The organism is Gordonibacter sp. An230 (assembly GCF_002159915.1).
Lineage (GTDB): Bacteria > Actinomycetota > Coriobacteriia > Coriobacteriales > Eggerthellaceae > Rubneribacter.
The window spans coordinates 136,023-161,192 of sequence record NZ_NFJP01000005.1; the positions used below are offsets into that span (position 1 = coordinate 136,023).

Here is a 25,170-nt window from a genome sequence, read left to right on the forward strand (position 1 = left end):
GAAGAGAGGGGCCGTATGATCGTCCGCATAGACCAGATGTCGGAAGAGCCGTTGTATCTGCAGATCCGCAGCCAGATCATCGCGGCCATCGCGCGCGGCGAGCTGGTTCCCGGAACCGCGCTGCCCTCCGTGCGGTCGCTCGCCAGCGATTTGGGGATCAACCTGCACACGGTGAACAAGGCGTACGCCGTGCTGCGCGACGAGGGCTATGTGCTCATGCGCGGTCGCAGCGGCGCCTATATCGCCGACCCGTGCGAGGACGACCGCGCCGACCGCGCCCAGATCGAGCTGGCGAAGATGGAGGACGAGCTGTTCGAGCTGGCCTTGGCGCATCGCGCCCGCGGCGGCAGCTGGGGCGAGTTCTTGGAGTGCGCGCAGCGCCAGGCCGCGCGTGCGTACGGGGCAGGCGAGCGCGCCGATGCGCACGCCGCTCCCGCCTCAGCGCGTGCCAAGGGCGAAGGCGATGGGCGTGCGGCTTCGTGCGAACGGGTGATCGAGGGAGGTGCGTGGTAGTGAAAGGCTTCGACACGAGCGTCATCATGGCGGTGACGTCGCTGCTCGTGCCGATCATCGGCGCGTTCATGGCCATCACGCCCTACCTCATGCGCCGCGGCGAGGTGTTCGCCGTCACTGTGCCCACGTCCGAGCAGGGCGACCCGTTCGTGAGGGGTCTCAAGCGCCGCTACGCGCTCATCGTCGGTGCGGCGACGGCTGTGCTCACCCTTGCCGGGTTCGCCTGCGCGGCCGCGGGGAACGAGGGCGGCGTGATGGGCGTGCTGATCGTCGGGTCGCTGGCGCTGACTGCGGGCGGCTATGCGCTGATGTTGGTGTTTCGCTCGAAGATGGTCGCGTACAAGGATGCTCGCGGGTGGGTGGCCGACGTGCAGGAATCCGTGGCCGTGGTGGGCGAGCAGCCCGTGCCACACGCCATCTCGCTCAAGTGGAACCTGCTGTACCTGCCCGTCATGGCCGTCACGTTCGCGGTGGGCGCGATCGGCTACGCGCACATGCCCGACATGATCCCCATGCACATGGGTCTCGACGGCACGGTGAACGAGTGGACCGAGAAGACCCCGCTCATTTTGTGGATGCCCATGCTCATCCAGGGGTTCTTGGCTCTGTGCTTCACGTTCTCTCACTGGAGCATCGCCCGTTCGAAGAAATGGGCCGAACCCGGCGCGCCGGCAACGTCGGCTCTTGCGTATGGCCTGTTCGCTCGCGCGCAGAGCATCTACCTGGTGGCGAGCGGGCTTGTGTTGGCGGTGGTGATGATCGCCATGCCGCTTTCGTTCGCGAACGCCATCAGCATGGGGCAGGCGGCCGTGTTCGTGATGGTGGCAGTGTTTGTGCTGTGCGTCGGCGGCATGGCGGTGAGCCTTGTGTACGGCCAGGCGGGGTCCCGTGTGTTCAAACGCATGCAGACTTCGGACAGGCTGTTCGTGGACGACGACCGGTACTGGAAGTTTGGCGTGTTCTACTGCAATCCCGACGATGCGAGTCTGTTTTTGCCCGAGCGATTCGGCGTTGGCTGGACGCCCAACTGGGCGCGCCCTGCCGTGTGGGTCATCGTGGTTGGCGGCGCGGTAGCGACGGCCGCGTTCGTGTTCGCACTGTCGATCGTGACGTAGGGAGGGGCGGGGCTTTGGCTGGCGGGGCAAGGATCCGCGAGTGCTGCTTTTGCAGGGATGCGTGGGCGGTCGAAACGCTTGAAACGGTTTGGCGCGAGGCTTCCCGCGCTGGACTCAGGCGAAGGCGGGCGGTCGTGGTGCGCGCAGGTCGGGATGCTTGTTCTGAGGGGTTCGCGCTTGGATTCGGGCAGGAGCCCCCTCTTGTCGATGCGCGCGGCATGGCTGCGGGGAAGGACGGGGCCCGGCTTGGATGAGCTCGTTGCGGGCGGGTGCTTGCTTTAGCGGCGATCCGCGATCTTTTTTTTTGGGGGGGGGGTCGGTTTCACCGGAGCGGTTCGCGTGATCTTCCCGATGAGACGCTTATGTCGTTCGTTAAGGCGCTCGAGGGTGCCGATGGGCTTTTTCGAGCTCGTCTGGCCGCGAGTGCTTGCTGCTGCCGCGCGTTCGACGACGCCGCCGCGTGAGCTCGGTGAGGGGTCTGCAACGCGTCGGCAGTGCCCGCCCCGATGGCGGTTCGTGCTCTGCGCGCTTTGCTCTCTCGGCCTTAGGGAGTCGGCGAGAGCGTTCGGAGCGTCCGCGCTTCCTCGTCGCGTCCGGGAGAGGCGCAGGCGGCGGCGAACGGCTCGTTTTCGGGATCGAGGCATTGCGCGCGCGGCACGCTGATCGGGTGGAACAGCACCTCGACTGCTTGGTCCCGTCGTGCGGCGAGCGCGCGGAACGACTCGACGAGGGCGTCGTCGGCGCGCTCCATGCGTCCCGAAAGCACGACGCCGCAGAACAGCGATGTGGCGCACGCGTCGGGAAGCTTGTCCCGGTTGGCTCTCCACAGCATTGAGAGCAGGGCGTCCTTCGCGATGTTCGCGGGCGGCGCGGCCGTTCTTCGCGCAAGGTGCGGTCCGAGAGGCTCGACGGGCGTGCGGAGGTGCGCGAGCGCGCAGCCCCGGCTGCGGACGGCGGCGAGCAGCGCGTCGAGGACCGCGGGGATGGCGTGCGTGTGCTGGTGGCTGTCGAGGCGCAGGTTTCGCTCCTGTTCGGGGAACGACTTCAGGTAGCGTTCGATCTGGGCTGCGCATTCCCGCTCGATCTGCGCGCGGGCCTCTTCGCGCTGCGGACCGTTGGCCAGGCGTGCAAGTCCGAGGAAGTCGTGGCGGAACATCCCGCGCTCGTTCACGAGCAGGGGTACGTCGGAGGCGTCGGAGCACGGGGCGCCCTCCACGAGGTTGAGGTGCAGTCCCATGAGCAGCGCCCCGCCCTTCACATACGGCGCGGCCAACGCAGCGGCGTCGGAGAAGGCGGGGCTGTTCGCGAATGCGCTCGTGCTTCCGAGAACACCGCGCCCGCCGCATGCGTCGGACAACGCGAGGATGGCGCGCGCCTGGTCGAGCGTGATGCCGTAATCGTCCGCATGGAACAGCACGCTGCCCGCTGCCGGGCGCGCGCGTTCGGCGCTCTTGGGAGCGGAGTCGCCGGCAGGGCGGTGTATGAGGGGCGGGCGCAGCTTCTCCATCGGTACCTCACCTAGTGGGAGCCGTCCATACTCTGTTGGGAGTATCTTCGTAGGCATTTTGTTCGAGTGCTGATCATGCTTTCCCTCAATGATAGACTACTTTCCTAATCGAGGGAACTGAGGTTTTCGCCATGGATTTTTCGCTGATCGTGCCTTGCTACAACGAGGCCCAGAACATCCGCACGTTTTTCGCGACGGCCACGGAGTGCTTGGATGCCGCTGGTTTGTCTTACGAACTGGTGTTTGTGGACGATGGGAGCTCGGACGGCACGATGGCTGTGGTTCGCGCCGAGATCGATGCGTATCGGCGCGCGCGCCCCGGCGGCCGCGGTTCGTTCACGGCGGTGCGCCTGTCTCGAAACTTCGGCAAGGAGTCCGCGCTGTACGCCGGCTTGGAGCGGGCGGGCGGTGCGTATGTGGGCTTCATCGATGCCGACATGCAGCAGGACCCCGCCGTCGCGCTTAAGATGATGCGCTTTTTGCGCGATCACGATGAGTTCGACTGCGTGGCCGCCGTTCAGGACCGTCGGCACGAGAGTATGCCGATGAGGCTGTTCAAGGGCATGTTCTACCGTTTGTTCAACAGCATGAGCGAGCTGCGCATCGTGGCGAACGCAAGCGATTTCCGGGTGTTCCGCAGGCCGGTGGCCGATGCGCTGCTGTCGATGCGCGAGCAGTTCAGGTTCTCGAAAGGGCTGTTCTCTTGGGTGGGGTTCGACACGTACGTCATGCCCTACGAGGTGCATGACCGGCTTGCGGGCACGAGCCGTTGGACCGTGCGCAAGCTGTTCTCGTACGCTTGGAACGGCGTGCTGGCGTTCTCCACGTGGCCGCTGAAGGCGATCATGTGGATAGGCATGATCTTGGCGCTCGTGTCCCTTGTGCTTCTGGGCATGGACGTGTACCAGAACACTGTCTCGTCCGACCCTTTGTCCATGAGCCAGACGCTGTTGGAGGTCGTGCTGCTGTTGGGCGGCGTGCAGATGTTCGTCTTGGGCGTGATCGGAGAGTACGTGGCGCGCGCCTACGTTGAGACGAAGAGGCGCCCGGTGTACATCGCGCGCGAGGAGTTCGTTTCGCGCGCGACGCCGGTTGCGGGGGAGCTGGGTAGCGGTTCGGCTGTGATCGAGGATGCCGGCGCTGTCGCATGCCCGAGAGATGGCGCAGGGCGCGCTGCCGACGCAGTCGATGTCGAAGAGGCGGTGCGGCAAGCCGTGCTGCGCGTGCTCGAGGCCCAGGCGCATCGAGGGGACGGAGCTCGCGCATGAGCGCATCCGGGGTCGCGCGAAGGCGTGGGTGCGCTACGGTCGAAGGCGGGCTTTCAGGAAGCCGACGGTTGTCGGAGGCCCGGGAAGCCGAAGCGCCCTCGGCCATCCGATCGCGCGCGTTTCACGCGGCCGTGCTGCTGGCGGGCACGGCGTTTCTGCTGACGGACGCCTTTCACGGCAACGTATGGTTCGACGAGAGCTATTCGGTGGCCATCGCGAACCACTCCTTTGCCGACATCTGGCGCATCGGGGCGGGCGATGTCCATCCGGTGCTGTTCTATTGGGCGCTCCACGTGCTCAATCTGGTGTTCGGGCAGAACGTGCTGGTGTATCGTCTGTTCACGGTGGCGGGGGCGGTCGCGCTCGCCTGCTTGGGCTATACGCATCTGAGGCGCGATTTCGGCGCGCGCACGGGCGTTCTGTTCTCGTTCTTCGCGTTGTTCACGCCTTATGTGGCGACGATGGCCGTCGAGGTGCGCATGTACTCGTGGGCCACATTCGCCGTCACGCTGTGCTGCGTGTACGCCTATCGCATCGCGAGCGTCCTGCGTCGGCGCGGCCCGATCGGCATCTGCGCGAGCGCGCAGGGCCTGCGGCTTTGGGAGGGCGTGCCGCGGCGTTGGTGGATCGTACTGTTCGCGTCCGGCTTGGCGAGCGCCTACCTCCACTATTTTGGTGCGATCACCGCATTTGTGGCGAACGCCCTCCTTCTGTGCTTCCTCCTGGGGCGCGTCGTGCGGCTGCGGCGGGTCGGAGGCGGCGGGGGCGGGGCTCTCGCTGTGTTTCTCGCAGGCTCGGTCGTGCAGGTGGCGTTGTATACGCCGTGGCTTCTCGTGCTGTTGCAGCAGGCGGGCGTGGTGTCCGATTCGTACTGGGCGAACATCGTCTTTCCCACGACGTACATCGAATTGGCCACCTATCCCGTGTTGACGAGCCAGGTTTCCTTCGCGTTGCGCGGGGCGTACGGGGAGGGATGGAAGATCGCGCTCGACGTGCTGGCGGTTGCGGCGGCGGCGGTTGCGGCGGCGTTCGCGCTGCGCGCCGCGCGGACGGCTGCGGGTGCTTGCCGCGTGCGACGCGATGCCTTGGCGCGCGATGACGCGGACGCAGCGAGCCAGGATGCGTCGTCGGCGCGTCCTGGCAAAGACGCGCGTCGCATGCGCTGCGCGCCGTCCGAGGTTGCGGCGCGTTGGATGCGCCGTGCGGCTTCGTGGGCCGTGTCGGATGCCGTGCTGCCTGTGCTGCTGGCGCTCGGGGTGTACGTGGGCGTCTACGGCATCGCCTGGGCGGCCTCTTTCGCCTTGGACTCCCTCATCTTGTACTATCGCTACCTGTTCGTGGCCATCGGACCTCTGCTGTTCGCGTGCGCGGGTGCGCTCGCGAGGGTGCGAAGCCGCGCGCTTGTTGGGGCGGCGTGTGCCGTTTTGCTGGGAGTGTCCGTCGTCCACCAAGCGCTTTCGGTGATGGACAGCTACGACGAACGCAACGGCGAGCCCCTTTCTTGCTTGGAGGAGCAGGTTGAAGAGCTTGTCGAAGAGCAAGGGTCCGCGCCTTTGGTCGCTTCCTCGGACATCGGCTTTCAGGGCGTGGCCGCGGTCGCACTTCCCTCGATCTCCCAAACTTATCTGGATTGGCAGAAGGGGAACTGGGGATTGGCGTACGAGGCGTACGCCCCCGTGCTGACGAGCAAGAAATCGTGGGAGCTCATCTTCGAGGATTTCCACGGTCGTTTCATCGCGCTTGGCCAGGCGCAGGGGGAAGGCTTGCCGCGCGATGTGGCCGACTTGGCCCAGAAGGACGGATTCTCCCTGATCGAATCGCAGACGTTCTATCGCCCTTATGAGCGCACTTGGTTCACCGTGGCCGTGATGGACAAGGCGTGAGGTCGAGGCCGCAGGGCGCCGGTGGGCGGGGAGCGTCTGCGGCGTGCTCGTCGCGGGGGCGACGGGGCTGTGGGAGCGCGCGGGGGCGACGGGGCTGCGGCGGCGGTGCGGTTCTCTCATGGACGCGTGCGGGGCGGTGGCGAGGCGCCGCCCCGCGCTAGTTGGGACTTGCGCGCTCTCCGAACGGTTCGGTCGGCGGAGCTTTGGCGGCTCGGCGGGCGGGATGCCGCCCGCCGAGCCGTGCGTGCGCTATAATCGCCTGCGGACGATGACGGCGAAGAACGGAGCGGCATGGCGTTTCTTCTGGGATGCGAGAAAGTGCGGGTTGAGTTCCCCACGAAGACGGTGTTCGAGAGCGTGTCGCTCGGCGTAGACGAAGGCGACCGTATCGGCATCGTGGGACGCAACGGCGATGGCAAGTCCACCTTGCTCAATCTTCTGGCAGGCAGACTCGAGCCTGACGAGGGACGTGTTCTGAGAAATGGCGCCGTGCGTGTTGGCGTGTTGGGGCAATTCGACGATCTGAACGACGATGCCACGGTTGGCGAGGCCGTCGTGGGTGATCGGCTCGAGTACGAGTGGGCGGGCGACGCGCGTATCCGCGACATCATCGCCGGGCTGGCTTCCGACATTCCCTGGGATGCGCGGGTGGGAGCGTTGTCGGGCGGTCAGCGGCGGCGCGTGGATCTCGTGCGGCTGCTCATCGACGATTGGGATATGCTTGCGCTCGACGAGCCGACGAATCATCTCGACGTGCGCGCCATTGCGTGGCTGGCGGAGCATCTGAAGGGTCGTTGGAGGCAGGGGGCGGGGGCGCTCCTCGTGGTCACGCACGACCGCTGGTTCCTCGACGAGGTGTGTTTGCGCATGTGGGAGGTGCACGACCGCGCGGTCGAGCCGTTCGAAGGAGGCTTCTCGGCCTACATCATGCAGCGCGTGGAGCGCGACCGCTTGGCGGCTCTCGCCGAGCAGAAGCGTCAAAACGAGCTGCGCCGCGAGCTGGCCTGGCTCTCGCGCGGAGCGCGGGCGCGCGCGACGAAGCCGAAGTTCCACGTGGCCGCCGCCCAGGCGCTCATCGCCGACGTGCCGCCCTTGCGCGACGAGCTGGCCCTCAAGCGCATGGCCATGGCGCGTCTTGGCAAGCAGGTGGTGGACCTCGAGCACGTCACGGTGCGGTTCGAGGGCGAGGACGGCTCGGTGCGCACGGTGCTTGACGACGTGGACTGGATCGTCGGCCCGGGCGACCGCTTCGGCATCGTCGGCGGCAACGGCGCGGGGAAGACCACGCTTCTGCGCGTGATCCAAGGCTTGCAGAAGCCGAGCGCGGGGCGCGTGAAGATCGGCCAGACCGTGCGCTTCGCCGTGCTGTCGCAGCATCTCGACGGCCTGTCCGATGTGGGCGGCGACCGCGTGCGGCAGGTGATCGGACGCTACAGCCGCCGCACGATGCTCGACGGCAAGGAGATGACGCCCGCGCAGCTGCTCGAGAAGCTGGGGTTCTCGCGCGCCGACCTCAACGAGCCGGTGCGCGATTTGTCGGGCGGGCAGAGGCGCCGGTTGGCGCTCATGCTCATCTTGCTGGACGAGCCGAACGTGCTCGTCCTCGATGAGCCGGGAAACGATCTGGACACCGACATGCTGGCCGTGGTGGAGGACCTGCTGGATGGTTGGCCCGGCACGCTGCTTTTGGTCACGCATGACCGCTACCTCATGGAGCGCGTCACCGACCATCAATTCGCCCTCATCGACGGCAAGCTGCGCCATCTTCCGGGCGGGGTCGAGGAGTATTTGGAGCTGAGTTCCCGTCCCTTCGCCACTGCGGCGGGCGGTCCTGTCGGCCAGCGCGTTGCGCGCCCCGGGGCCTCGAATCCCTCTGGAGCGGGAACGCCGGCCGAAACCGCCCGGGCCGCCAAACTCTCCGGCGGCGAGCAGCGCGCGCTGCGCAAGCTCATGCAGTCAAACGAGCGAAAGACGGGCACGCTGCGCGGCAAGATCAACGACGTTCGCGCACAGATGGCTGATGCCGATCCCACCGACTTCACCGTTCTCGGCGACCTTCAATCCCAGGTGGACGATTTGCAGCGTCAGATCGACGCGTTGGAGGAGGAGTGGCTCGAGGCTGCCGAGAAGCTGGGAGAGTGAGCGGCGGGCGGCCGGATGCCGAAGGGCGGGCATGCGGTTTGCGCATTCCGGTTGGGAGACATCGCGCTTCGAGAAACTGCTTGCGAGGTTCTTGTTGAGGGCGCCCTTCCATTGCGCCCGCTGAAAGGCTTGCATGCGCGTAGGTAGTTTTGCGGGCGCAATGGAAGGGCCGCCGGGAAGGGCCGCCGGGAAGGGCCGCCGGGAAGGGCCGCCGGGAAGGGCCGCCGGGAAGGGCCGCCGCTGCCAATTCCTGGCTCAATGGTTCTGCCCAGCGTTTTGGCACGAATTTCGACCTGTGGCAATAGATCGGATGATTGAAAAAAGCTGACCTGCGGTTTTGAAAAGAGGTAGCTGGAAATCGACTCAAAAACCCTCCGAATCGTTGCCACAGGTTCAATTTTGTGCCAAAATGCACGTTCTCCGTCGCAATACCGCCATTGGCATAGGCTGGGCTGGCTCGCCGCGCAAGGCTCCGCCGACGTTTCGAAGGACTCCATTTGTTGGGCAGGGAGGGAGTCCGAAACACCCGATAGGAGGAGGTTCGGCTTGGGGCTAGGCGAACGCATATTCATGCCAACGGTGATTTAGCAGAGGGGTGCTTTCTTTTCCGCTAAGCCGCCGTTGGCGTGAGCCGATCCAACCTGCCGCATGCAGCTTCGACGGCACGGCATGGGTTTCATCCGCCGGAAGGCTTCCGCAACACCCGGCCGCAGAGCTTGGGCTCAATACCCAGCGGACGCGAACTCGTGTCGGTCATGGCTTGGCAGAGGCATGCTTCCCATCCAAACGAAGCGGGCAGGGATTTTAGGTGCTTTTTGCTTCTGTGTGCCGGAGGGAGCTGTGGAAAGAGCTTCCATTGCGGTCGTCGGGGGCATCCGTGCTGGCAGGTTTTCTGCGGGAGCAAGGGGGTTCCGAGGCTGCCGAGGAAAGGTGTCGGAACTCGCTGTTTTTCGAACGCGAGGCGGTCACTGGGGTTCCCCGCCCTGCGGGTGCCGGAGTCAGGAAGAGGCGACGGGCGAATGTCTCGAAGGACTGGGCTGTCGAAGCTCGCCGTCATGAGGACGCAAGGGGGCTGCAGGGAGCTCGCTGTCCTGAGGATGCGGGAAGAGTCCGCCAGGACGTCCCTTTCCTGCGGATACGGGGAGGGGGCTGCCGGAGCTCGCCGTTCCGCGAACGCGAGGGGGTCGCCGGGGCTTTCCGCCCTGCGGGTGCCGGGAGCCCTCACGACGCTCGGGGTCAACGCCGTGGGTGCGTCGGTCGCCGGGGCTTTCCGCCCTGCGGGTGTCGGGATGCCCTTGATCGGCTCGCCCTCCTCGTTCAGGCATTGGGTCGCCGGGGCTTTCCGCCTTGTGAAGGTCGGGATGCCCGCTGTCGCGCAGGGGGCGGCGCGAAAAGGCGCACTCGGCTGATTTTCCGTGTGGGAACCTGCTATGATATGATTTCGCTATGATCGAAGGGGAGAAAAGGGGAGGCGGCGCTTGCGTGCCCGCTGTTGACCGGTATCTTCATACCGGTTCGCTCGCGGCGTTCAAGGCGACGTTCCTCTCTGGTTTGAGCCTCGCCTTCTTCGGGATCGGGCTCTACCGTCTCTGGTACCAGTTCAACTTCTACAACCTGCACTTTTCCGCGGATATGGGCATGGTGACGGTGGGCGCGAACATCGCCCGCGTGGCCGTGATGGCGCTGCTCGTGTTGCTCGCGCATCGGAACGGCTTCTCGCGGGCGACGCGGGGCGTGTTCGCGTGGTCGGGTTTTGTGCTGATGACGGCTTCGAGCGTGCTGTACCTGATCGATCTTTTCTTCAACACGGCTGATTTCGAGGCGCTGCGCGTGGTGGTAGGCGGCGTGGGGCTTGTCGGAGGCGAGGTCATCTGGGTGTTTTTCCTCGAACGGCTCAGGCCCGGCGAGGCGTTTTTCTATGCGGCGGGCGGGCTGGCGCTCTCGTGCGCGCTGTCGCTTGCGATGGGGTATCTGGATCCCGCCGTCTCGGGCATGGTCAACCTGTTCGTGCCGGCTCTGTCGGTGTTCGCCTACTGGCAGGCCATGGCGCGGCTCGACGAGCGAGGGAGCGCCGGGGAGGGAGCGGGCAAGGCTCCGGGCGCGGATACGCTGTACGAGCAGGATCCGCTGCGGCGCGGCGTGGCGCAGACGCTGGCCGCGTTCTTCCTGTACGCGTTTTTGCTGGGCATGGCGCTGGGGTATCCCGACGGGCGCGAGCGCGAGTTGTCGCAGGCTGTGCGCTCGATTCACCAGGTGCTGGTCGTGGCACTGGTTGCGCTTGTCGTGTGGCTCGTGCTGGTGCGGGGGCGTTCGTTTCGGCTCTCGGGGTACTGGCTGTTCCAGAACGCGCTCATGATGGCGAGCATCTGCTTTCTCATGAGCGGACAGGCCGGCTCGGAGGAAGCGAGCGCGTTTCTGCTCACCAACGCGGTGACCTGCTTCTATATTCCCCTCGTGTTCTTCTCTTATTGCATCGGACGCCACGTGCTCCAGCCCACGACGATCGTGTACGCGGTGGCGTACGGCGGCTCGCTTCTGTGCATGGCCGCGGGGCGCATCGTGGTGTATGCGGTGGGGCCTGCGCTCGACCACGGCCTGTGGCTGCTCATCGCGATGGCTATCGTGGCTTTGGTGGAGGCGACGCTCGTCATGCGCCCGCGTTTCATGGGGGATTGGCCGGTCGGGTTCGAGCTGTGCCGCGGCGCGTCTGAAACTGCGAGGGACGATGCCTTCGAAGGGGAGGGGGAGGCCGAGGGCGCAGATGCGCGTGCGACCGGAAGCGGGCGCACCGTCGAAAGCGCGGGTGCAGCCGCTTGCGGGCGAGGCCCTGCGAGTCCGGTTGAGGCCTTCGCACAGCGGTTCGGCCTGAGCGAAACCGAGGAGGCCATCGTGTCGCTCATCGCGCAGGGACGCAGCCGCGCCTTCATCGCTCGGGCGCTCAGCTATTCGGAGAACACCATCAGGAACTACACGAGGACGGTGTACCGCAAGGCGCAGGTCCACTCCAAGCAGGAGCTGCTCGACAAAGTGGCCGAGGCCCACGGCGAAGGCGCGGGCCTCGGCAGGGAAGGCTCTGCGGGCGCGAAGCCTGACGGCTCGAGCTAGGCATGCTCGGGCCAGAGTTTGCTCGGGTCAGGCGAGGCTCGGATTAGAAGCTGCTCGGGCCAAGCGTGCTCGGGCTAAGCCCCGGCGTTTCGAGCCGCCTGCGCGCCGGCGTTGCGACCGAAAGTGATGCAGTCGGCGATGGCGTTGCCGCCGAGGCGGTTGCTGCCATGGATGCCGCCGGTGCATTCGCCGCATGCGTAGAGGCCGGGGATGGCCTGCCCGTTCGCATCGAGGGCCTGCGACGAGACGTTGACGCGGATGCCTCCCATGGTGTGGTGGACCGTCGGCACCTTGCGGCATGCGTACCAGGGGCCTTCGGTCATCTGCTCGTCGGCCGTGTTGTTGGCCGTGAATCCGAAGGGGTCTTCGATCTCGCCTGCGACCACCTGGTTGTAGCCGTCGATGGAGGCTTGCAGCTTCGCGGCGTCCATCTCGGTTTGCTGCGCGAGATCCTCGATGGTCTCGCCCTTCACGATATGGCCGAGCGCCAGCATGTTCTCGATGGTGGCGCCGTTGGAGTCGGGTTCGGTCTCAGAGGGGTAGCGCACTTTGTTGACGACGATCCAGTACGTGGAGTCGGGCTGTGCGAAGATGGCCTTGCACAGCGTGTCGCGCTCGGCGCCCTCGTTGACGAAGCGCTCGCCGTCCTTGTTCACGAACACGCGATTGCGGCCCGAGGTGCGGATGTCCTCCATAAGACCGGTGCCGGGAGTGCCGCATGGATGCAATTGGATGTCTGACAGGCCGATGAGCTGGGCTCCCGCTTTCTCGGCGAGCTTGAGGCCCTCGCCTTGCGCGCAGGGTTTGATGTTCGTGCAGCCGATGGAGTCGTCTAGCTTCACGTCGGCCCACACCCCGTCGTTGACCTGCTGACGGTACTCGACGTTGGCGCCGAACCCGCCCGTGGCGATGACGACCGACTTCGCGTTCACGGCCACGTTCTGGCTGCCGCGGTGCACGGCCTTCACGCCGGTCACCGTGCCGCTGTCGAGGGCGAGTTCCGTGGCCCGCGTCTCGTGCAGGACGGTGATCTGGTCGGGATGCTCCTCGATGAACGCCTCGAAGGAGCGGATGTAGGTGTTGCCCGACGGCGTGGCGGGGTAGTGGCTGCGCTCGCCGAGCGATCCGGTGGCCGACCCCACCTCCTCTTTGAACTCCACGCCGAGCGATTCGAGCCAGTGAACCGAGTCGAGGGCGTTGTCGGTGAGGTAGTGGATGAGCTCGGGCGTGCCCTGCTCGTGACCGCCTTCGTACGTGGTCTGGTAGAACTGCTCGATGGAGTCCTCGATGCCCTGCTTCTGCTGGCGCTCGGGGTCGACCGCGTTGAGCGCTCCTTCCGAGACGTTCGTCGAGCCGCCCGTGATGCCGCATTTCTCCACCACGACCACCTGGGCGCCTGCTTGGGCGGCGGCGATGGCCGCCGTGAGCCCCGCGCCGCCGGCCCCGATGACGCACACGTCGGCATCGTAGGACGCCTCTACGCTGTCGTCGGGTCCGGGGGCGGCCTCGAGCGCGTCTGCGGCGCCCGCCTGCTCGGCGCAGTCCTTCACGCCCTGTTGCAGGCACATGCTGGACAGCGTGGCGCCGGTGACCGAGTCGATGTCGAGCGTTTGGTACTCGATGATCTGGTTCGAAAGCGTCTCAAGCGCCGAGGCACCCACACCGAGCGATTCCTGGCTCGTGGCGGTGTCGATGGCGGTGACGGCGCTTTCCGAGAACGTCACGTCGATGGTGAACGGGGCGTTGTGGCCGGTGACGTTGGCGGTGTACGTGCCCGCCTTCCAACCCTGCGCTGTGCCGTTCGCGCCCGATCCCGCGCTCGGCGACGCGCATCCTGCGAGGCCGAAGCCCATAGCGGAGCCGCAGACGCCGATGAATGCCGCGCCCTCCAAGAACGTCCGTCGGGTGACGCCGCCTCGCTGGAACAGCGCCGCGCCGCTTGCGGCACCGTGCTTCGCGACCGCCTCGAGTGCGTCGCTGTGGTGAGAATCCCTCATGTGCGATCCCTCCTTCGCCCGCTGCGCTGCGCGCTGTGCGGGCACTCGGTGTTTCCTACGGCTCGGAATCGTAGGGCTGGGGAGGGTGCGGGGACTAGACGCAAAGGGTACTCACCGGTGTCCAAAAGGTACTTTTTCGCAGACGGGGCCGATGGGATGCGTTCGGGCTGTCTCGTAACGTCATCGGCCCGAAAAAAGGGGGCGGGGTTTTCTGTCGGGCCGGCGGCGGTTGGCGGAGAGTTTGCCTTCTCCCTGCCAACCGCCGCCGGCCCGGGTCCGCGCTCGCCGGATCTCTGGTTCGGGCCCTGCTCGGGCGCCTGGGAAGTCCCCGTCTCGCTCGACGGGCGAGGGTCTTTCGAGGTGCCGGCGGAGTCGCGGGTGGCAAGCCAGCTTGGCTTCTGTCACTCCCTGCTTAACGGCGGAGACGCTCTCTTCGACGCAAAAATCGCCAGATTGCTGCTAGGTTCTGGTGGAAGCGGGACTTATGCCTTCCTCCGGTTTCGCCTCCTTGCGATCCGACAAGCGAAGGTGCGAATCGTGAAAACGCGCTGGATGCTTTATCGGGGCTCTCGAATTTGCCGAAACCGGTGATAATCTGGCGGATTTTGCGCTGAAGCGTTGTAAAGGAGTTTGGCCATGCATGGTGGATCGCGCGATGCTGGTTTGACGGAAGGTTCCGCCGTTCAATCATTCGCCGCATGGGGCATCTGCGGTGCCTGCGGCGGGAGGGGTCGCCGCGGGCTACAGAAGTGCGACGGCGGCTTACAGTTGCCGTCGCGGACAGGGAGGGCGCAGACGGTTTTCAGCTGCCGTCGCGGGTGGAGAGGCCCTAGCCTTGCTCGGCGATGAATTTGCCGGTGAGGTAGCCGTACGTCATAGCCATGGAGTGGCTGGCACCAGCGATGGTCGTGGGGTAATCGCCTAGGAAGCGCCCGCCCTGCGTGTTGCCGACGGCGTAAAGACCGGGCAGCACATGAAGGTTTTCATCGAGGACTTGCGCATGTTTGTTGGTGGATAGGCCGCTCATTGTGACGAGGCAGCGCAGTGCGTTCGAGTTCTCGGTGCTCGGACCGCCGTCCACTTCGTAGCGGATAGCGTAGAACGGAGGCGTGTTCAGCGCGAACATCCTTTCAGGCGTTTTCCCGAAATCTTCGTCCAAGCCTTTCTCGCACAGCTCGTTGTACCGTTCGATCTCGGTTTTCATCGTTGCGGCCACCGCTGCGTCCACGTCGAGATTCTCAATGAGCTCGTCGATAGTGCTGCCTTGGGCCGAAGTCCATTCGTCTACCGTTGCCGCTATTTCGGGAGAGACGCTCGTGACGGCTCCCAAACTCGATTGCATATGCTTGACCTGCTCGGGGAAATTCGCATCGAATATCTGGTATATGGTGGCGTCGGGTTGGCGTACGATGGCCGAGCCGAAATGATCGTTCGTGAGATCCTCGTTTATGTATCGCTCTCCCAGCGCGTTCAGTTGCAAGAACGCATCGACGCCCAGCTTGCCAAGATCTCCATGAGCCATGGCGCAGTGCGGGCCCTCTTCGATATGGCCGCCTGCCCAGTGCCCCATGAGCATGCCGTCTCCTTGGTCAGTGAAGTCTCCATTGACATCCATGTGCGCATAGGTGAACGCGTACCTGTCCTTCATGTTGTAAATCCACGGGATGTAGTATGCAAGCAGCTCATCGTTGCGCACGTACCCGCCGGTTGCCAGAACGACACCTTTCTTGGCGTTCACTTGCATGTGCTCGCCGGTGGTGACATCCTCGAAGATCACGCCCGCCACGCGCTCGCCGTCCTTCACCAGCTGGCGGGCTCGGGCGTTGAAGCGAGCGTCCACGTTGCCGGTGGCCTGCGCCTTCTCGAAGTTGGCAAGCATGACGGGCTTGTGCCCGCCGCGTTCCGGGGCGCTGAACGACATCGTGCCCGAGAACACGCGCTCATGGTCGACGCCGAACCGATACGGCTCGAACACGTTGCTCGCCCTGATGAACACCTGCGAATCGGCGTCGTATTTCTCTCCGTCCGGCATCTGCCACAAGAGCCCGTCGTATGCGCCGGTGTACCAATCGAATGCCTCGCCGCAGTTGTCTGCCCATGTCTTGAGGATGCGGAAGTCGGCTCGATGCCCGGTCTGGACCATCATCTCGTTGACCAGCTCGGCGGTGTCCAGATCTTCGATGCCCATCTGGCGAGCGCGGTCTGAGTTGAAGACGGCGAATTGGCCGGATCGGGCGGACGGCTCCGGGCATCGTTCCAAGGCGACCACCTTCAGGCCCGCCTCGGCGGCGGCACGGGTCGCGCACACGCCCGCCAAGCCGAGTCCCACCACGACCACGTCGCCCTCGAGCGTTTCCTTGACATCGGTGATGGGTTCGGGCGCGGCGAGGAATGCCGGGCCGTCGGTGGTTGACGCCGTGGTCGCCTGCGAACTCGCGCCTTTGCTGCCGGCTGCCTGCGGCGCGCATCCTGCCATGGACACGGCGAGTCCGGCGCCCAGCACTCCTGCTCCCACGAGAAAAGACCTGCGAGACAATTCTTGCTTCATGATGCTCCCTCCTTGGAACGGATATCCCCGGGATCGCTGCTCCCGCCTGAATGTCGCCAGTATGGTGTCTTCTCCGTGGGAGCCACAGTGGAGGCGAAGGGGGATCAAGGGGGGATTTTCGTCCACCCTGCATGTTGCGTGGGATGAATACGGCCTTTTTTGCTTTACTATAGGAAAGGGGTGCTGAATGGACGATTCTCAGGTTCAAGGCAAAGCGCGGTTCGAGTTCAGCGGGTGGTGTCTCGGCCTGTTCTTGGTCGTGTCGTTTTCGACGATCGTCGGCATGCGGCTGGCTGGAGCCGTGTCTGATGCGGGGCCGTTTCCTCTCGGCTGGGTTTCCCAGTTGGTGCGGCCGGCCGTGTTCGTGGCGCTTGCCTTGCTGGCAAGGCGCTTGAGCACTGTGCTCGAGCGCACTGCGTTGGTGGCGGGAGCGGCGGCGATGATGACCGCAGGCGCCGCCGGCCTGGCCGCGGCTCCGCTGGCGCTTTCGGGAGTGCCGCTGTGGACGGCGGCGGCCTTGCTCTCGATCCTGTTGAACGCAGGGCTCGCAGTACTCTATCTGACGTGGTTGGAGCTCTATTCCCAGATGGGGCTCATGCACGTGCTCGTGTACTTCACGCTGACGCATTTCGCGTCGGCCCTGACGACCTTCTTCGTCGAATCGATCGCCTCTCAGGTCGCCGTCACGGTCATCGCCGCGTTCATGCCCCTCGGATCGCTGGCGATGCTGCTGAAGGCGAACGCCCGAACGCGCAACGCGGCGTACCGTCAAGGCGAGCGGCAGAAAACGGGGTGGACCATCTCGGTGCGACCGCTGTTGCTGCTGGGAGCCTTCGGGTTCTCGAACGCCACCATCCATGGATTCATCGGAACCGAGGATCAGGTGACCGTTTTGCTGGGAGTGTGCGTTGCGGCGCTCGGGGTTCTCGTGGCGGTGTTTTGGCGCATCGACCGATTCGAGGTGAAATCGCTGTACCAGGTTTCGGTGCCTGTTCTGGTGGCCGGTTTTCTGTTCGTGCTCATGAGCTTCGGATGGAGCGGAGTGGCCGCCGCATTATGCTCGAACGCGGCCTACGCGCTGTTCTCGATCTTCGTCACGGCGGTGTTCTGCGGCATCTCGTACCGGTACGGCGTCAATGCGGTGTGGATCTTCGGCATCACGCAAGCGAGCCGCTCGATAGGCTCGTTCGTCGGCAATCTGGCTTCGACGTTCGGAAAGCCGCTCTACGCCGATCCCGCGATGCTCGTGGTGGTCATCTCGGGGCTCGTCGTGTTGATGGTGGCGTTGTCGATGACGCTTGTGTCCGACCGCGATTTCGCAACGACTTGGGGCGTCGCGAGTCGCAGCCAGGGGACTGAGCTGCTCACGGTGCTCGACGAGGAGGAGCGCACGACGCAGACGTGCGCGCGGGTGGCTCGGCGCTATGGGCTGACGCGCCGCGAGGAGGAGGTGCTCGTGCTCATGATGCGCGGTTATACGCTTGCGCGTATAGGTGCGGAGTTGTATGTGGCTGATTCGACGATGAAGACCCATTCGCGGCATATCTACCGGAAAGTGGGCGTGAAGAATCGCCAAGAACTCCAGGAGTTCGTTGCGGCGCTGCGAGGGTAGGTGGCTGTGCGGATCGGGAGGGATGCTGCTGATCGGGGCGCGACGTGAAGGTGCTGCGGGAATGGAGCGGGAGGGGTTCTGCTATTGCTCGTCGGGTTCAGGTTGCGCTCGGCACCGCGGCCGCAGCTGGGTTGGGACGGCGAAGCCGCTTGTCGGCGCGCACGCGCCGGGCGTCTGCGCGCCGTTTCCGCGGCGACGGGCGCACAGGCAGCGCGATGGCGGACGCTCGGTAAAAGTTCGTCTAGGCCCGACTATCGCGAGAAAGCCTCGCTCCGTCTGCATTCCTGCCAGAGCCAGAAGAATCCCGCAGAATGAAAACGCCCCTGCCGCAGGGAGCGCAAGCGCGTATTTATGGCGAAGGGGTTTTCGCGAGGTGACGAGCAAAAAGAGGCGCGCGGCTGCTGTGGGGAGAAAGGGCCGGGCCTCTTCGGCCGTGTCGGTGGCGGGCATAGCCGGCGCGGGCAATGCGAAAACGAGGGAAATCCAAGCTCGGCACAGGTCGAATCCAAGGAAGTCCCAGTCGAGCGTGCGAATGAGGGAAGCCGTTTGCCCTTTGGGGCAAGTTGCGCATAGATGTTCATCCCTTTGATGTGGAGGGGGCGTTGCCTGGTTCTGTCGGCATTGACGATGCGGGTGGTCTTCCCCATTCTGCATGTTCGTGATGGGCGGTGCGCGGCAGATTGCCCGTGCTTATGCATTCAGAATGCGGGGCCCTCTGCGTTTGCGACGGCAGGATTTCGCGGTGTCCACCTTGTGGCGCTACAGCGTGAACGCCGCGTAAACGCTCCTGCGCCATGCGGTGCCCTCGTCCAGCGGGACGGTTCGGTCGGCGTGCGCTTTGGGCAGAGGAAGCTGGCTTTCGATCCGCCGGGCGACGAGATCCTTCCGACGTCCGGCGGATTGGCATGCAAGCTTCGCGCAAGCCGTCTGCAGAGCTGGGTGCGCATTCCTCTCGCTTTCGATCGGCCAGCGGCCATGTGGTATCTGATCGCGACCTTGCTTGCCTCAAACACTCTACTGAGGATCTTTGCCTGCAGAGAAGACGGCGTGATTGCGATGGTGCAAACTTATCGCGTCCGTTCGCACGACGTGGCGCCCCTCCCTTCGACGCCGCATGGCCGCCGATCTTGCGGAACGTCGTCTTGAGTGCGTTTCGGGCGGGCGTTCTCTTTGAACGCTGCGTCTGCCCAGCAGCCTTCCGTTTTGAGTGCTGCGTTGCCGACCATCCACACGATGCCGCATGCAACGATGCCCGCCACAAGCGAGATCCAGCTGACGGCGAAGCCTCCCCGACCCTCGCGAACGACATCCCGCAGCGTGTCTTCGAGAGCCTTGCCGCTCACGCTGCCTCCTGCGCCGATCTGGTCGAGCAACGGTGCGAAGCCCCATATGAGAAACACGATGGTGGCCAGCAACATGATGGCGCCGCAGGCCGCCCACATAATGCGTTTGGCGCGCACGCGACCGAAGCTTTTGTCCGCAACGGTGGCCGGCGATACCGTTCTGGCATCTTGGCCGTGCGCTATGTGGGTGAGTTCGGAAAGGTCGTACTTCGATTTTTGCATGGTGGCCCAGACGAGAAGCCCCGCGGCCACGGCGAGCGTGAACACGAAAATGGGAGTGGAAAGGCTTTCGAGCGCGTTTTCGCTTGGGCTTGCGCTTCCGTAAGGTGCAAATCCGATCATCGCGATGATGCCTATGAGGGCGAGCGCGACTCCTGCTGCAACGAACACGGGATAGCGACGGCCGAACCGGTCGAGCGTCTTGTCGGCGTAGTGGGGCTCAATGTCCGGGTTGCGGCGTTTGAACTCTCGATGGCCAAGGCTTGCGACGATGAGAATGGACGCTGCGACGACCAGACACGACAGCATCGCCGTCACCTGCAGGTTGCCCGGCAGCCCAACCGCCGCCAACAGCAGCTGCAGGCCTGCGCCTGCGATGATGCACGAAACGCCGATGGCGATGGATGCGCTGCGGAGGTTCATGTGACGGTCATAGCGTTCCGTGTCGCTCTCCTTGACGATGCGAACGTTGCCGCGCATTAAATCGTCCATGCCCACATGGAACAGATCGCACAGCGCGATTAGTTTGTCCATCTCGGGGTGATTCGCTCCCGCCTCCCATTTGCTCACGGTCTGGCGCGACACGCCCAGCTGCTCTGCAAGATTCTCCTGCGTGATGCCATGGAGCTGGCGCAGGCAGACAAGGTTTTCGGCGAAACTCATACGAGGCTCCTTCTTCATGGTTGCTTACATGATATCCGAAACGCCTTCGGTCAAGTGGCGCTTCGCAGGGCCCATTATGCCGATGTCCTCTCGTCCACTCCACCAACTTGAGCGCGCGTTTCGCGGTTTTTTGCGCACCTTCAGGTTGCGGAAGCGTGAGCTGGGGGTTTGTTCGAGCGGGCCGCGGGGCGCGTAAGGTCGGTTGCTTCTTGCGCGGGCCGCCGTCGTCATTTCGATCCGCTCGTTCGAGTTCGCTCCTTGGCGCCATGATTCGCTGCGCGCGGATCGCCGTTGCTCCCGTCTTTCCATCGACGCAAAATGCGTCGGATTGCTATCGGGCTCCATCAAAGTCGCATCTTTGTTGCGTCGTGCCCCGGATTCGCTGCCCTGCGGTCTGTAAGAAGAACATGCGATCTGGGAAAACGCACCTGATGTTTTGATGGAGGCTCTCGATTTTGCCGAGGTCGATGGCGATCTGGCGAATAGCGTGCCTCGCAAGGGCCGTCTGTCGATAAGCCGCCGTTGGCAGAGATAGGGTCGGTTCGTTGCGCAAGGCCCTGCCAGCGCTTCGGGAGGCCCCGCTCGTCGGGCGGGGGAGCCTGAAACGCTCAATCGGAGGGCTCGGCTCGATATCCGCGAACGCGTGTCCGTGTCAACGGCCGTTTGGCGGCGGATGGGGCCGATACGCCGCCAAACCAAGATCGGCAGAGGCCAGCCTGCCCGCAACGCAGATCTCTCCGGCGTGGGGCTCCTTGTCCGACGGAGCGGCTTTTCGCTTCGTCCCGTCGCAGGGGCGCGATCCGGGATCCTGCGAGCGTCGGTCCGTTCCGCTCTTGCCTTTTGGTGGGGTCGGCCTCAAGCTGCTCTGCGGACGAATTCGAAAAAAAGGGGGGGGGTTCGCGGATGCGTTTTGCGCGAGCGGGGTCGGTGGGTCGCAGCCAATGTGCTGATTCCTCGGAGCTTGGCAGGACCCCGGGCCGATCATCCTTTGAATCGCCGGTGCGGCGGGGTGCGGGGTCGGTGGCGAACGTCAAGCGGCTGCGGGCGCGCGACCGGATCGGAGCGCGGTCGGCGCAGAAGTTGGGTTCCCCGTTTTGTAACCGCTGGATCAAATCCTCGCAAAGCTTTCGTTTGCGGTCGCGTCGGTCGCGCCTCGTGGCTTACCATGAAGATGCCGACCATGCTGGAAGGCGCAAAGGGTGCAAAGGCAGGAGGAAGCGATGGCGGTCAAGCTTGTGGCCAGCGATATGGACGGAACGTTCCTCGACGAGCGCGAACGCGTGCCCGAAGGCGCGCTCGACCTCGTGCGGAGGCTGCGCGATGCGGGCATCCGGTTCGTCGCGTCGTCGGGACGGCGCTATGACACGCTGTGCGAGCTGTTCGAACCGGTTGCGGACTGCATGGACTTCGTGGCGTCGAACGGCGCGCAGGTGTACGTGGAGGGCGAGCTGGCCGATCTCGAGGTGTTCTCGCATGCGGCCGTGCGGCGGCTCGCGCGCATCGTGGACGAGTTCGGTGCCATGCATTTGGCGCTGTTCGACGAGACGCGCAGCTACCTGCTCGACGACGAGGCGCGCTTCGAGCGCGAGAAGGACAAGAACCTGCCGAGCCCCGTGCGCATCCACTCGGTGCCCGCACCCCAGGTTCACATTTTGAAGGCGTCCGTGTACTGCGACGACGACCCAATGGATCTCGCCTACATCCTCTCGCGCGAACTGGGCGACGACTTCGTGTTCGCGCCCTCGGGCCGCCGGTGGATCGACGTCATGCAGCGCGGCGTGACGAAAGCCACCGGCGTTCGCCAGGTGCTGGCCGTCCACGGGATTGCCGCCGACGAGATGATGGCCTTCGGCGATTCCATGAACGACTACGAGATCCTGCGCATGGCCGGCGCAAGCGTGGCTATGGGCAACGCGCGTCCCGCCATCAAGCAGATCGCCTCTCGCGTGATCGGGACGAACGCCGAGCACGCGGTGCAGCGCGAACTGGAGCGCCTGCTGGGAGCGCGGTGAGGGCTTCGCTTTCGCATGCCGTCCCGCCTTGCCCTTGCGGTTCTCGGCAACATGGAGGGCGATCAGAGCCATTGGGACGATTATTCGGCAATCAACTCATTCGATAAAATGAAGGATAGATTCTCGACAAAACAAAGAGTTGAATATTGGCAAAACAAAGAGGAAAGTATCTCCAAAATGCAGGGTAAACCGATGGATCGGGGGATACACCCTTATGTACGGGCAACTCAAAAACGAACGATAACTTCCGCGTCTCCTCGACAAGCGCATTGCGGAGGATTTGGAGGTGTTCGGTGCCGTATGCATCCAAGGGCCCAAATATTGCGGAAAAACGTGGACCGGGCGCAGTTTTTCGAACAGCGAGATAAGTTTGCTCGATCCGTCGGGCAGCTTCCAAAACCGGGAAATGGCAGAGCTTGCGCCGTCATTTGCTCTGCAGGGCGACCCGCCCCGCCTCATTGACGAGTGGCAGGAGGTGCCATCGCTTTGGGACGCGGTGCGAAACGAGGTTGACCGAACTGGCAAGTCCTCCACGTTCGTTCTGACTGGGTCGGCGGTTCCCCGTGAAAGCAAGCCGAGGCACAGTGGCGTTGGCCGTATCGAAAAGCTGAAGATGCGTCCCATGACCCTTCAGGAGTCGGGGGATTCAACTGCCGAAGTCTCTCTCCATGGCTTGTTCGAAGGCGATGTCCTTTTGCGCAAGGCTCCTGAGACGACGCTCGAGGTGCTTATCCATCTGGTGGTTCGAGGTGGATGGCCGGGATCGCTTCAATCTGCCGAATCCTCGGCCCAGCGTATGCCGCGCAACTATGTGGACACGCTCTCCTCGGACGACCTGTCTCGCGTTGACGGAATAAGGCGCGATCCGGAGAAGGTTTCCCGACTCCTGCATTCGCTGGCGCGCACCATGGAGCAGGCGACAACCGACAAGACGCTCATACGCGACATGACTGCCGACGCGTCGAGCGCCCCTCTTTCGGCCGAAACCGTTGCCGACTACCTCCGGGCATTGGAGAAGGTATTCGTCATTGAGGAGATTCCCTCGTGGGCTCCCAACCTCCGGTCGTCTTTGCGTGTCAACAAGAAGCCGAAATACCATTTCGTCGACCCTTCCCTTCCTGCCGCCATCCTCGGAGCGTCGAGCGCGAAGCTGCTTGGCGACCTCAACACATTCGGGTTCCTGTTCGAATCCCTTTGCATGAGGGATTTGCTCGTTTACGCGGAGGCCATGCGAAGGTGTTCTTCTATCGTGACAAAGAAGGACTCGAAGTCGATGCCATCATCGAAGCGTCCGACGGGGCTTGGGCGGGTATCGAGGTGAAGCTAGGGCACAATCAAGCGGATGCGGCTGCGGCGAACCTGCTCAAGCTCAAACGGAAGATCGTGTCCGCAGGGGGTCGCGAGCCTTCGTTCCTCGCTGTTGTCGAGGGGATTGGTTCCCTTGCCTTTCGACGCGATGACGGAGTGCTCGTGGTTCCTGCACGGGCCCTTGGGGCGTGAGGCTTGCGGACCAAGGGCCCGCCGCCGACGAGATGATGGCCTTCGGCGATTCCATGAACGACTACGAGATCCTGCGCATGGCCGGCGCAAGCGTGTCTATGGGCAACGTGCGTCCCGCCATCAGGCAGATCGCCTCTCGCGCGATCGGGACGAACGCCGAGCGCGCGGTGCAGACCGAGCTGCGCGCCCTTTTGAGGGGATCGCGCAGCTCGACAGCGTCTCTCATGCCGGGGGGGTCCTAAGCGAAGACGGGCACGGCTCCCATCACCACGACATAGCGGAACGCGAAGCCGCCCACCAAGATGAGCGCCCACTCCGCAAGGGGAAGCCAGCTCGCCGCGTTCTCGCGTCGCAGACGGACGGCGGCCAGTGCGAGAGGAGCTACAATGCCGACGAGCACGACGCCTCCCCAGAACGGTGCTGCGTACGATCCTGAAACCAAGTTCGACACAGAAGCGTTTGCGGCCGCTGCTCCGCTGCCCTGCGTGCCTGCCGCCACCATGAGCAGGGCTGCGATCGCGATGGCCAGCAGCATCGGAAGCGCGATGCCCGCGGCGCGCACCCATGCGGGCAGGTCGTGGCTCTCGCCTCCGGCGAAGCGGTCGATAAGCCCATACGCTGCGTACCCGCTGTACGCAGCCGATACGAGGAAGGCTATAGGCAAGACGGCGAGGTTCCACAGCGGAAATGCCGGAGAGGTTCCCAGCAAAACGCCCGTGTACAGCGAAACGCCCAGGCCAAGTGCAACGCAGGCAAGCTCAAGCGCTCGCGGGACGACCCGGCAGCGCGCCAGCGAAACGATGCATGCGAGCGCTCCGACAAGGAACAGGCTGATGAGCACGACGCCCCACATCATCACGGAGCCGAAGTTCCCCAGCAGGTTGAAGTAGCGAAGCGGATGCAAAAGCCCGCCTTTCGCGTCGACTGCCAAGATGAGCGCGCCTAAGGCCACGGATGCCGCGGCTACGACGAACCCAGCCAGCCTCACGGTGCGCGCTTTTTCGGCGCGCGGGCATGCGAGCGCGGTGAAGATGAACGTCCATGCGCCCATTCCCGCGCAGAAAAGGTCGCATGCGACGATGCCGTCCCAAACCATTACTGCCTCCCCTCGTAGGGCGTCTTCACGTTGCCGCCCTGGTGGATGGCGGAGACGCGCGTCATGCCCATTGTGTCGTCAAGTCCCACGTAGCGCACCGAGGGGGCCATGCCCATGTCCTCCAGCAGCACTTCGGTTCCCGGCGCTTCGACAAGGCGGCGGGACAGATCGCTGTCGGGGTCGTTCGGATCGCCGAACATGCGGGCTCCGGTCACGCAGTTGCCCACGCATGCTGGCAGCAGTCCGTTGCTTACGCGATGCTCGCAAAACGTGCACTTATGGACATCGCCCGATTCGTCGTTGAACCAGCGCACGCCGTAGGGGCAGGCGGCCATGCAGTACTTGCAGCCAATGCATTTGTCAACGTCGATTTGAACCGTGCCGTCGTCGGCGACGTGGCTTGCGGCCGTGGGACATACGTGGACGCAAGCGGGATTCTCGCAGTGGTTGCACAGCTTGGGCAGGTTTGCCCGGCGGATGAATCCGGCGCCGTCCTCCACATCCCAGCTCTCGATCCAGGTGTTGAATTTGGTCAGCGGGACCTCGTTTTCCATCTTGCATGCTATAACGCAGGCGTTGCAGCCGATGCAGCGCGAGAGGTCGACCAACATCTCATACTTTCGATCAGCCATGATCGCTCAGACCCT

General features: G+C 64.4%; 15 protein-coding genes and 1 pseudogene. 10 read left to right on the top strand and 6 right to left on the bottom strand.

Features of this window, described 5'->3' with window-relative positions; genetic code table 11:
* Positions 1–15 precede the first annotated feature (15 nt).
* Together B5F40_RS04190 and B5F40_RS04195 are read left to right on the top strand one after the other, a co-directional pair.
* Entirely contained in the window at positions 16–513 is a 498-nt protein-coding gene (locus tag B5F40_RS04190) for a GntR family transcriptional regulator (protein ID WP_087193121.1), read from the top strand.
* Positions 507–1,628, top strand: coding sequence for a DUF1648 domain-containing protein (locus B5F40_RS04195; protein ID WP_239442905.1), 1,122 nt, complete (start codon positions 507–509; stop codon positions 1,626–1,628). Before B5F40_RS04190 ends, B5F40_RS04195 begins: the two co-directional genes overlap by 7 nt.
* 544 nt (positions 1,629–2,172) lie before the next feature.
* On the opposite strand, the gene B5F40_RS04205 is transcribed toward B5F40_RS04195, so the two are convergent.
* On the bottom strand, positions 2,173–3,135 hold the full coding sequence (locus B5F40_RS04205; RefSeq protein ID WP_162610878.1) for a ChbG/HpnK family deacetylase: 963 nt from the start codon (positions 3,133–3,135) through the stop codon (positions 2,173–2,175).
* 131 nt (positions 3,136–3,266) lie between these two features.
* On the opposite strand from B5F40_RS04205, the gene B5F40_RS04210 reads away from it, so the two are divergent.
* From B5F40_RS04210 to B5F40_RS04230, 4 genes are all read left to right on the top strand, one after another.
* Positions 3,267–4,403: a glycosyltransferase family 2 protein gene (locus B5F40_RS04210; protein WP_087193125.1), complete on the top strand. Its 1,137-nt coding sequence runs from the start codon at positions 3,267–3,269 to the stop codon at positions 4,401–4,403.
* Complete coding sequence (locus B5F40_RS04215) at positions 4,400–6,286, top strand: glycosyltransferase family 39 protein (RefSeq protein WP_162610879.1); 1,887 nt, start codon at positions 4,400–4,402, stop codon at positions 6,284–6,286. Before B5F40_RS04210 ends, B5F40_RS04215 begins: the two co-directional genes overlap by 4 nt.
* A gap of 291 nt (positions 6,287–6,577) precedes the next feature.
* On the top strand, positions 6,578–8,428 hold the full coding sequence (locus B5F40_RS04220) for an ABC-F family ATP-binding cassette domain-containing protein (RefSeq protein ID WP_087193127.1): 1,851 nt from the start codon (positions 6,578–6,580) through the stop codon (positions 8,426–8,428).
* Positions 8,429–9,910: 1,482 nt separating this feature from the next.
* The gene (locus B5F40_RS04230) at positions 9,911–11,533 is read left to right on the top strand and encodes a helix-turn-helix transcriptional regulator (protein WP_239442906.1); all 1,623 of its coding nucleotides are present in this window, start codon (positions 9,911–9,913) and stop codon (positions 11,531–11,533) included.
* Positions 11,534–11,607: 74 nt separating this feature from the next.
* Here the strand turns inward: B5F40_RS04230 and B5F40_RS04235 are convergent, their stop codons facing one another.
* Positions 11,608–13,530 carry a flavocytochrome c gene (locus tag B5F40_RS04235; RefSeq protein WP_204217325.1) on the bottom strand — a complete coding sequence of 641 codons (1,923 nt, stop codon included), beginning with the start codon at positions 13,528–13,530 and terminating at the stop codon, positions 11,608–11,610.
* A gap of 829 nt (positions 13,531–14,359) precedes the next feature.
* Positions 14,360–16,078, bottom strand: a complete 1,719-nt coding sequence (locus B5F40_RS04245; RefSeq protein WP_087193131.1) for an FAD-dependent oxidoreductase — start codon at positions 16,076–16,078, stop codon at positions 14,360–14,362.
* Between the two features lie 187 nt (positions 16,079–16,265).
* Between B5F40_RS04245 and B5F40_RS04250 the strand changes: the two genes are divergently transcribed.
* Entirely contained in the window at positions 16,266–17,690 is a 1,425-nt protein-coding gene (locus B5F40_RS04250; RefSeq protein ID WP_087193132.1) for a helix-turn-helix transcriptional regulator, read from the top strand.
* A 1,067-nt stretch (positions 17,691–18,757) separates the two neighbouring features.
* Here B5F40_RS04250 and B5F40_RS04255 read toward each other — a convergent pair.
* Positions 18,758–19,915: a helix-turn-helix transcriptional regulator gene (locus tag B5F40_RS04255; protein ID WP_162610880.1), complete on the bottom strand. Its 1,158-nt coding sequence runs from the start codon at positions 19,913–19,915 to the stop codon at positions 18,758–18,760.
* Between the two features lie 1,220 nt (positions 19,916–21,135).
* Between B5F40_RS04255 and B5F40_RS04260 the strand changes: the two genes are divergently transcribed.
* The 3 genes and pseudogenes from B5F40_RS04260 to B5F40_RS04270 all read left to right on the top strand — a co-directional run bounded on the left by B5F40_RS04260 (position 21,136) and on the right by B5F40_RS04270 (position 23,669).
* The gene (locus B5F40_RS04260; protein WP_087193134.1) at positions 21,136–21,927 is read left to right on the top strand and encodes an HAD family hydrolase; all 792 of its coding nucleotides are present in this window, start codon (positions 21,136–21,138) and stop codon (positions 21,925–21,927) included.
* A gap of 286 nt (positions 21,928–22,213) precedes the next feature.
* A pseudogene (locus B5F40_RS04265) lies at positions 22,214–23,427 on the top strand (ATP-binding protein).
* The gene (locus B5F40_RS04270; RefSeq protein WP_087193136.1) at positions 23,424–23,669 is read left to right on the top strand and encodes an HAD hydrolase family protein; all 246 of its coding nucleotides are present in this window, start codon (positions 23,424–23,426) and stop codon (positions 23,667–23,669) included. The pseudogene B5F40_RS04265 and the gene B5F40_RS04270 overlap by 4 nt, the downstream one beginning before the upstream one ends.
* Here the strand turns inward: B5F40_RS04270 and nrfD are convergent.
* Positions 23,666–24,523 carry an NrfD/PsrC family molybdoenzyme membrane anchor subunit gene (gene nrfD / locus B5F40_RS04275; protein WP_087193137.1) on the bottom strand — a complete coding sequence of 286 codons (858 nt, stop codon included), beginning with the start codon at positions 24,521–24,523 and terminating at the stop codon, positions 23,666–23,668. The two genes, B5F40_RS04270 and nrfD, sit on opposite strands and share 4 nt — an antisense overlap.
* On the bottom strand, positions 24,523–25,155 hold the full coding sequence (locus B5F40_RS04280) for a 4Fe-4S dicluster domain-containing protein (protein ID WP_087193138.1): 633 nt from the start codon (positions 25,153–25,155) through the stop codon (positions 24,523–24,525). The genes nrfD and B5F40_RS04280 overlap by 1 nt, the downstream gene beginning before the upstream one ends.
* Positions 25,156–25,170: the final 15 nt, after the last annotated feature.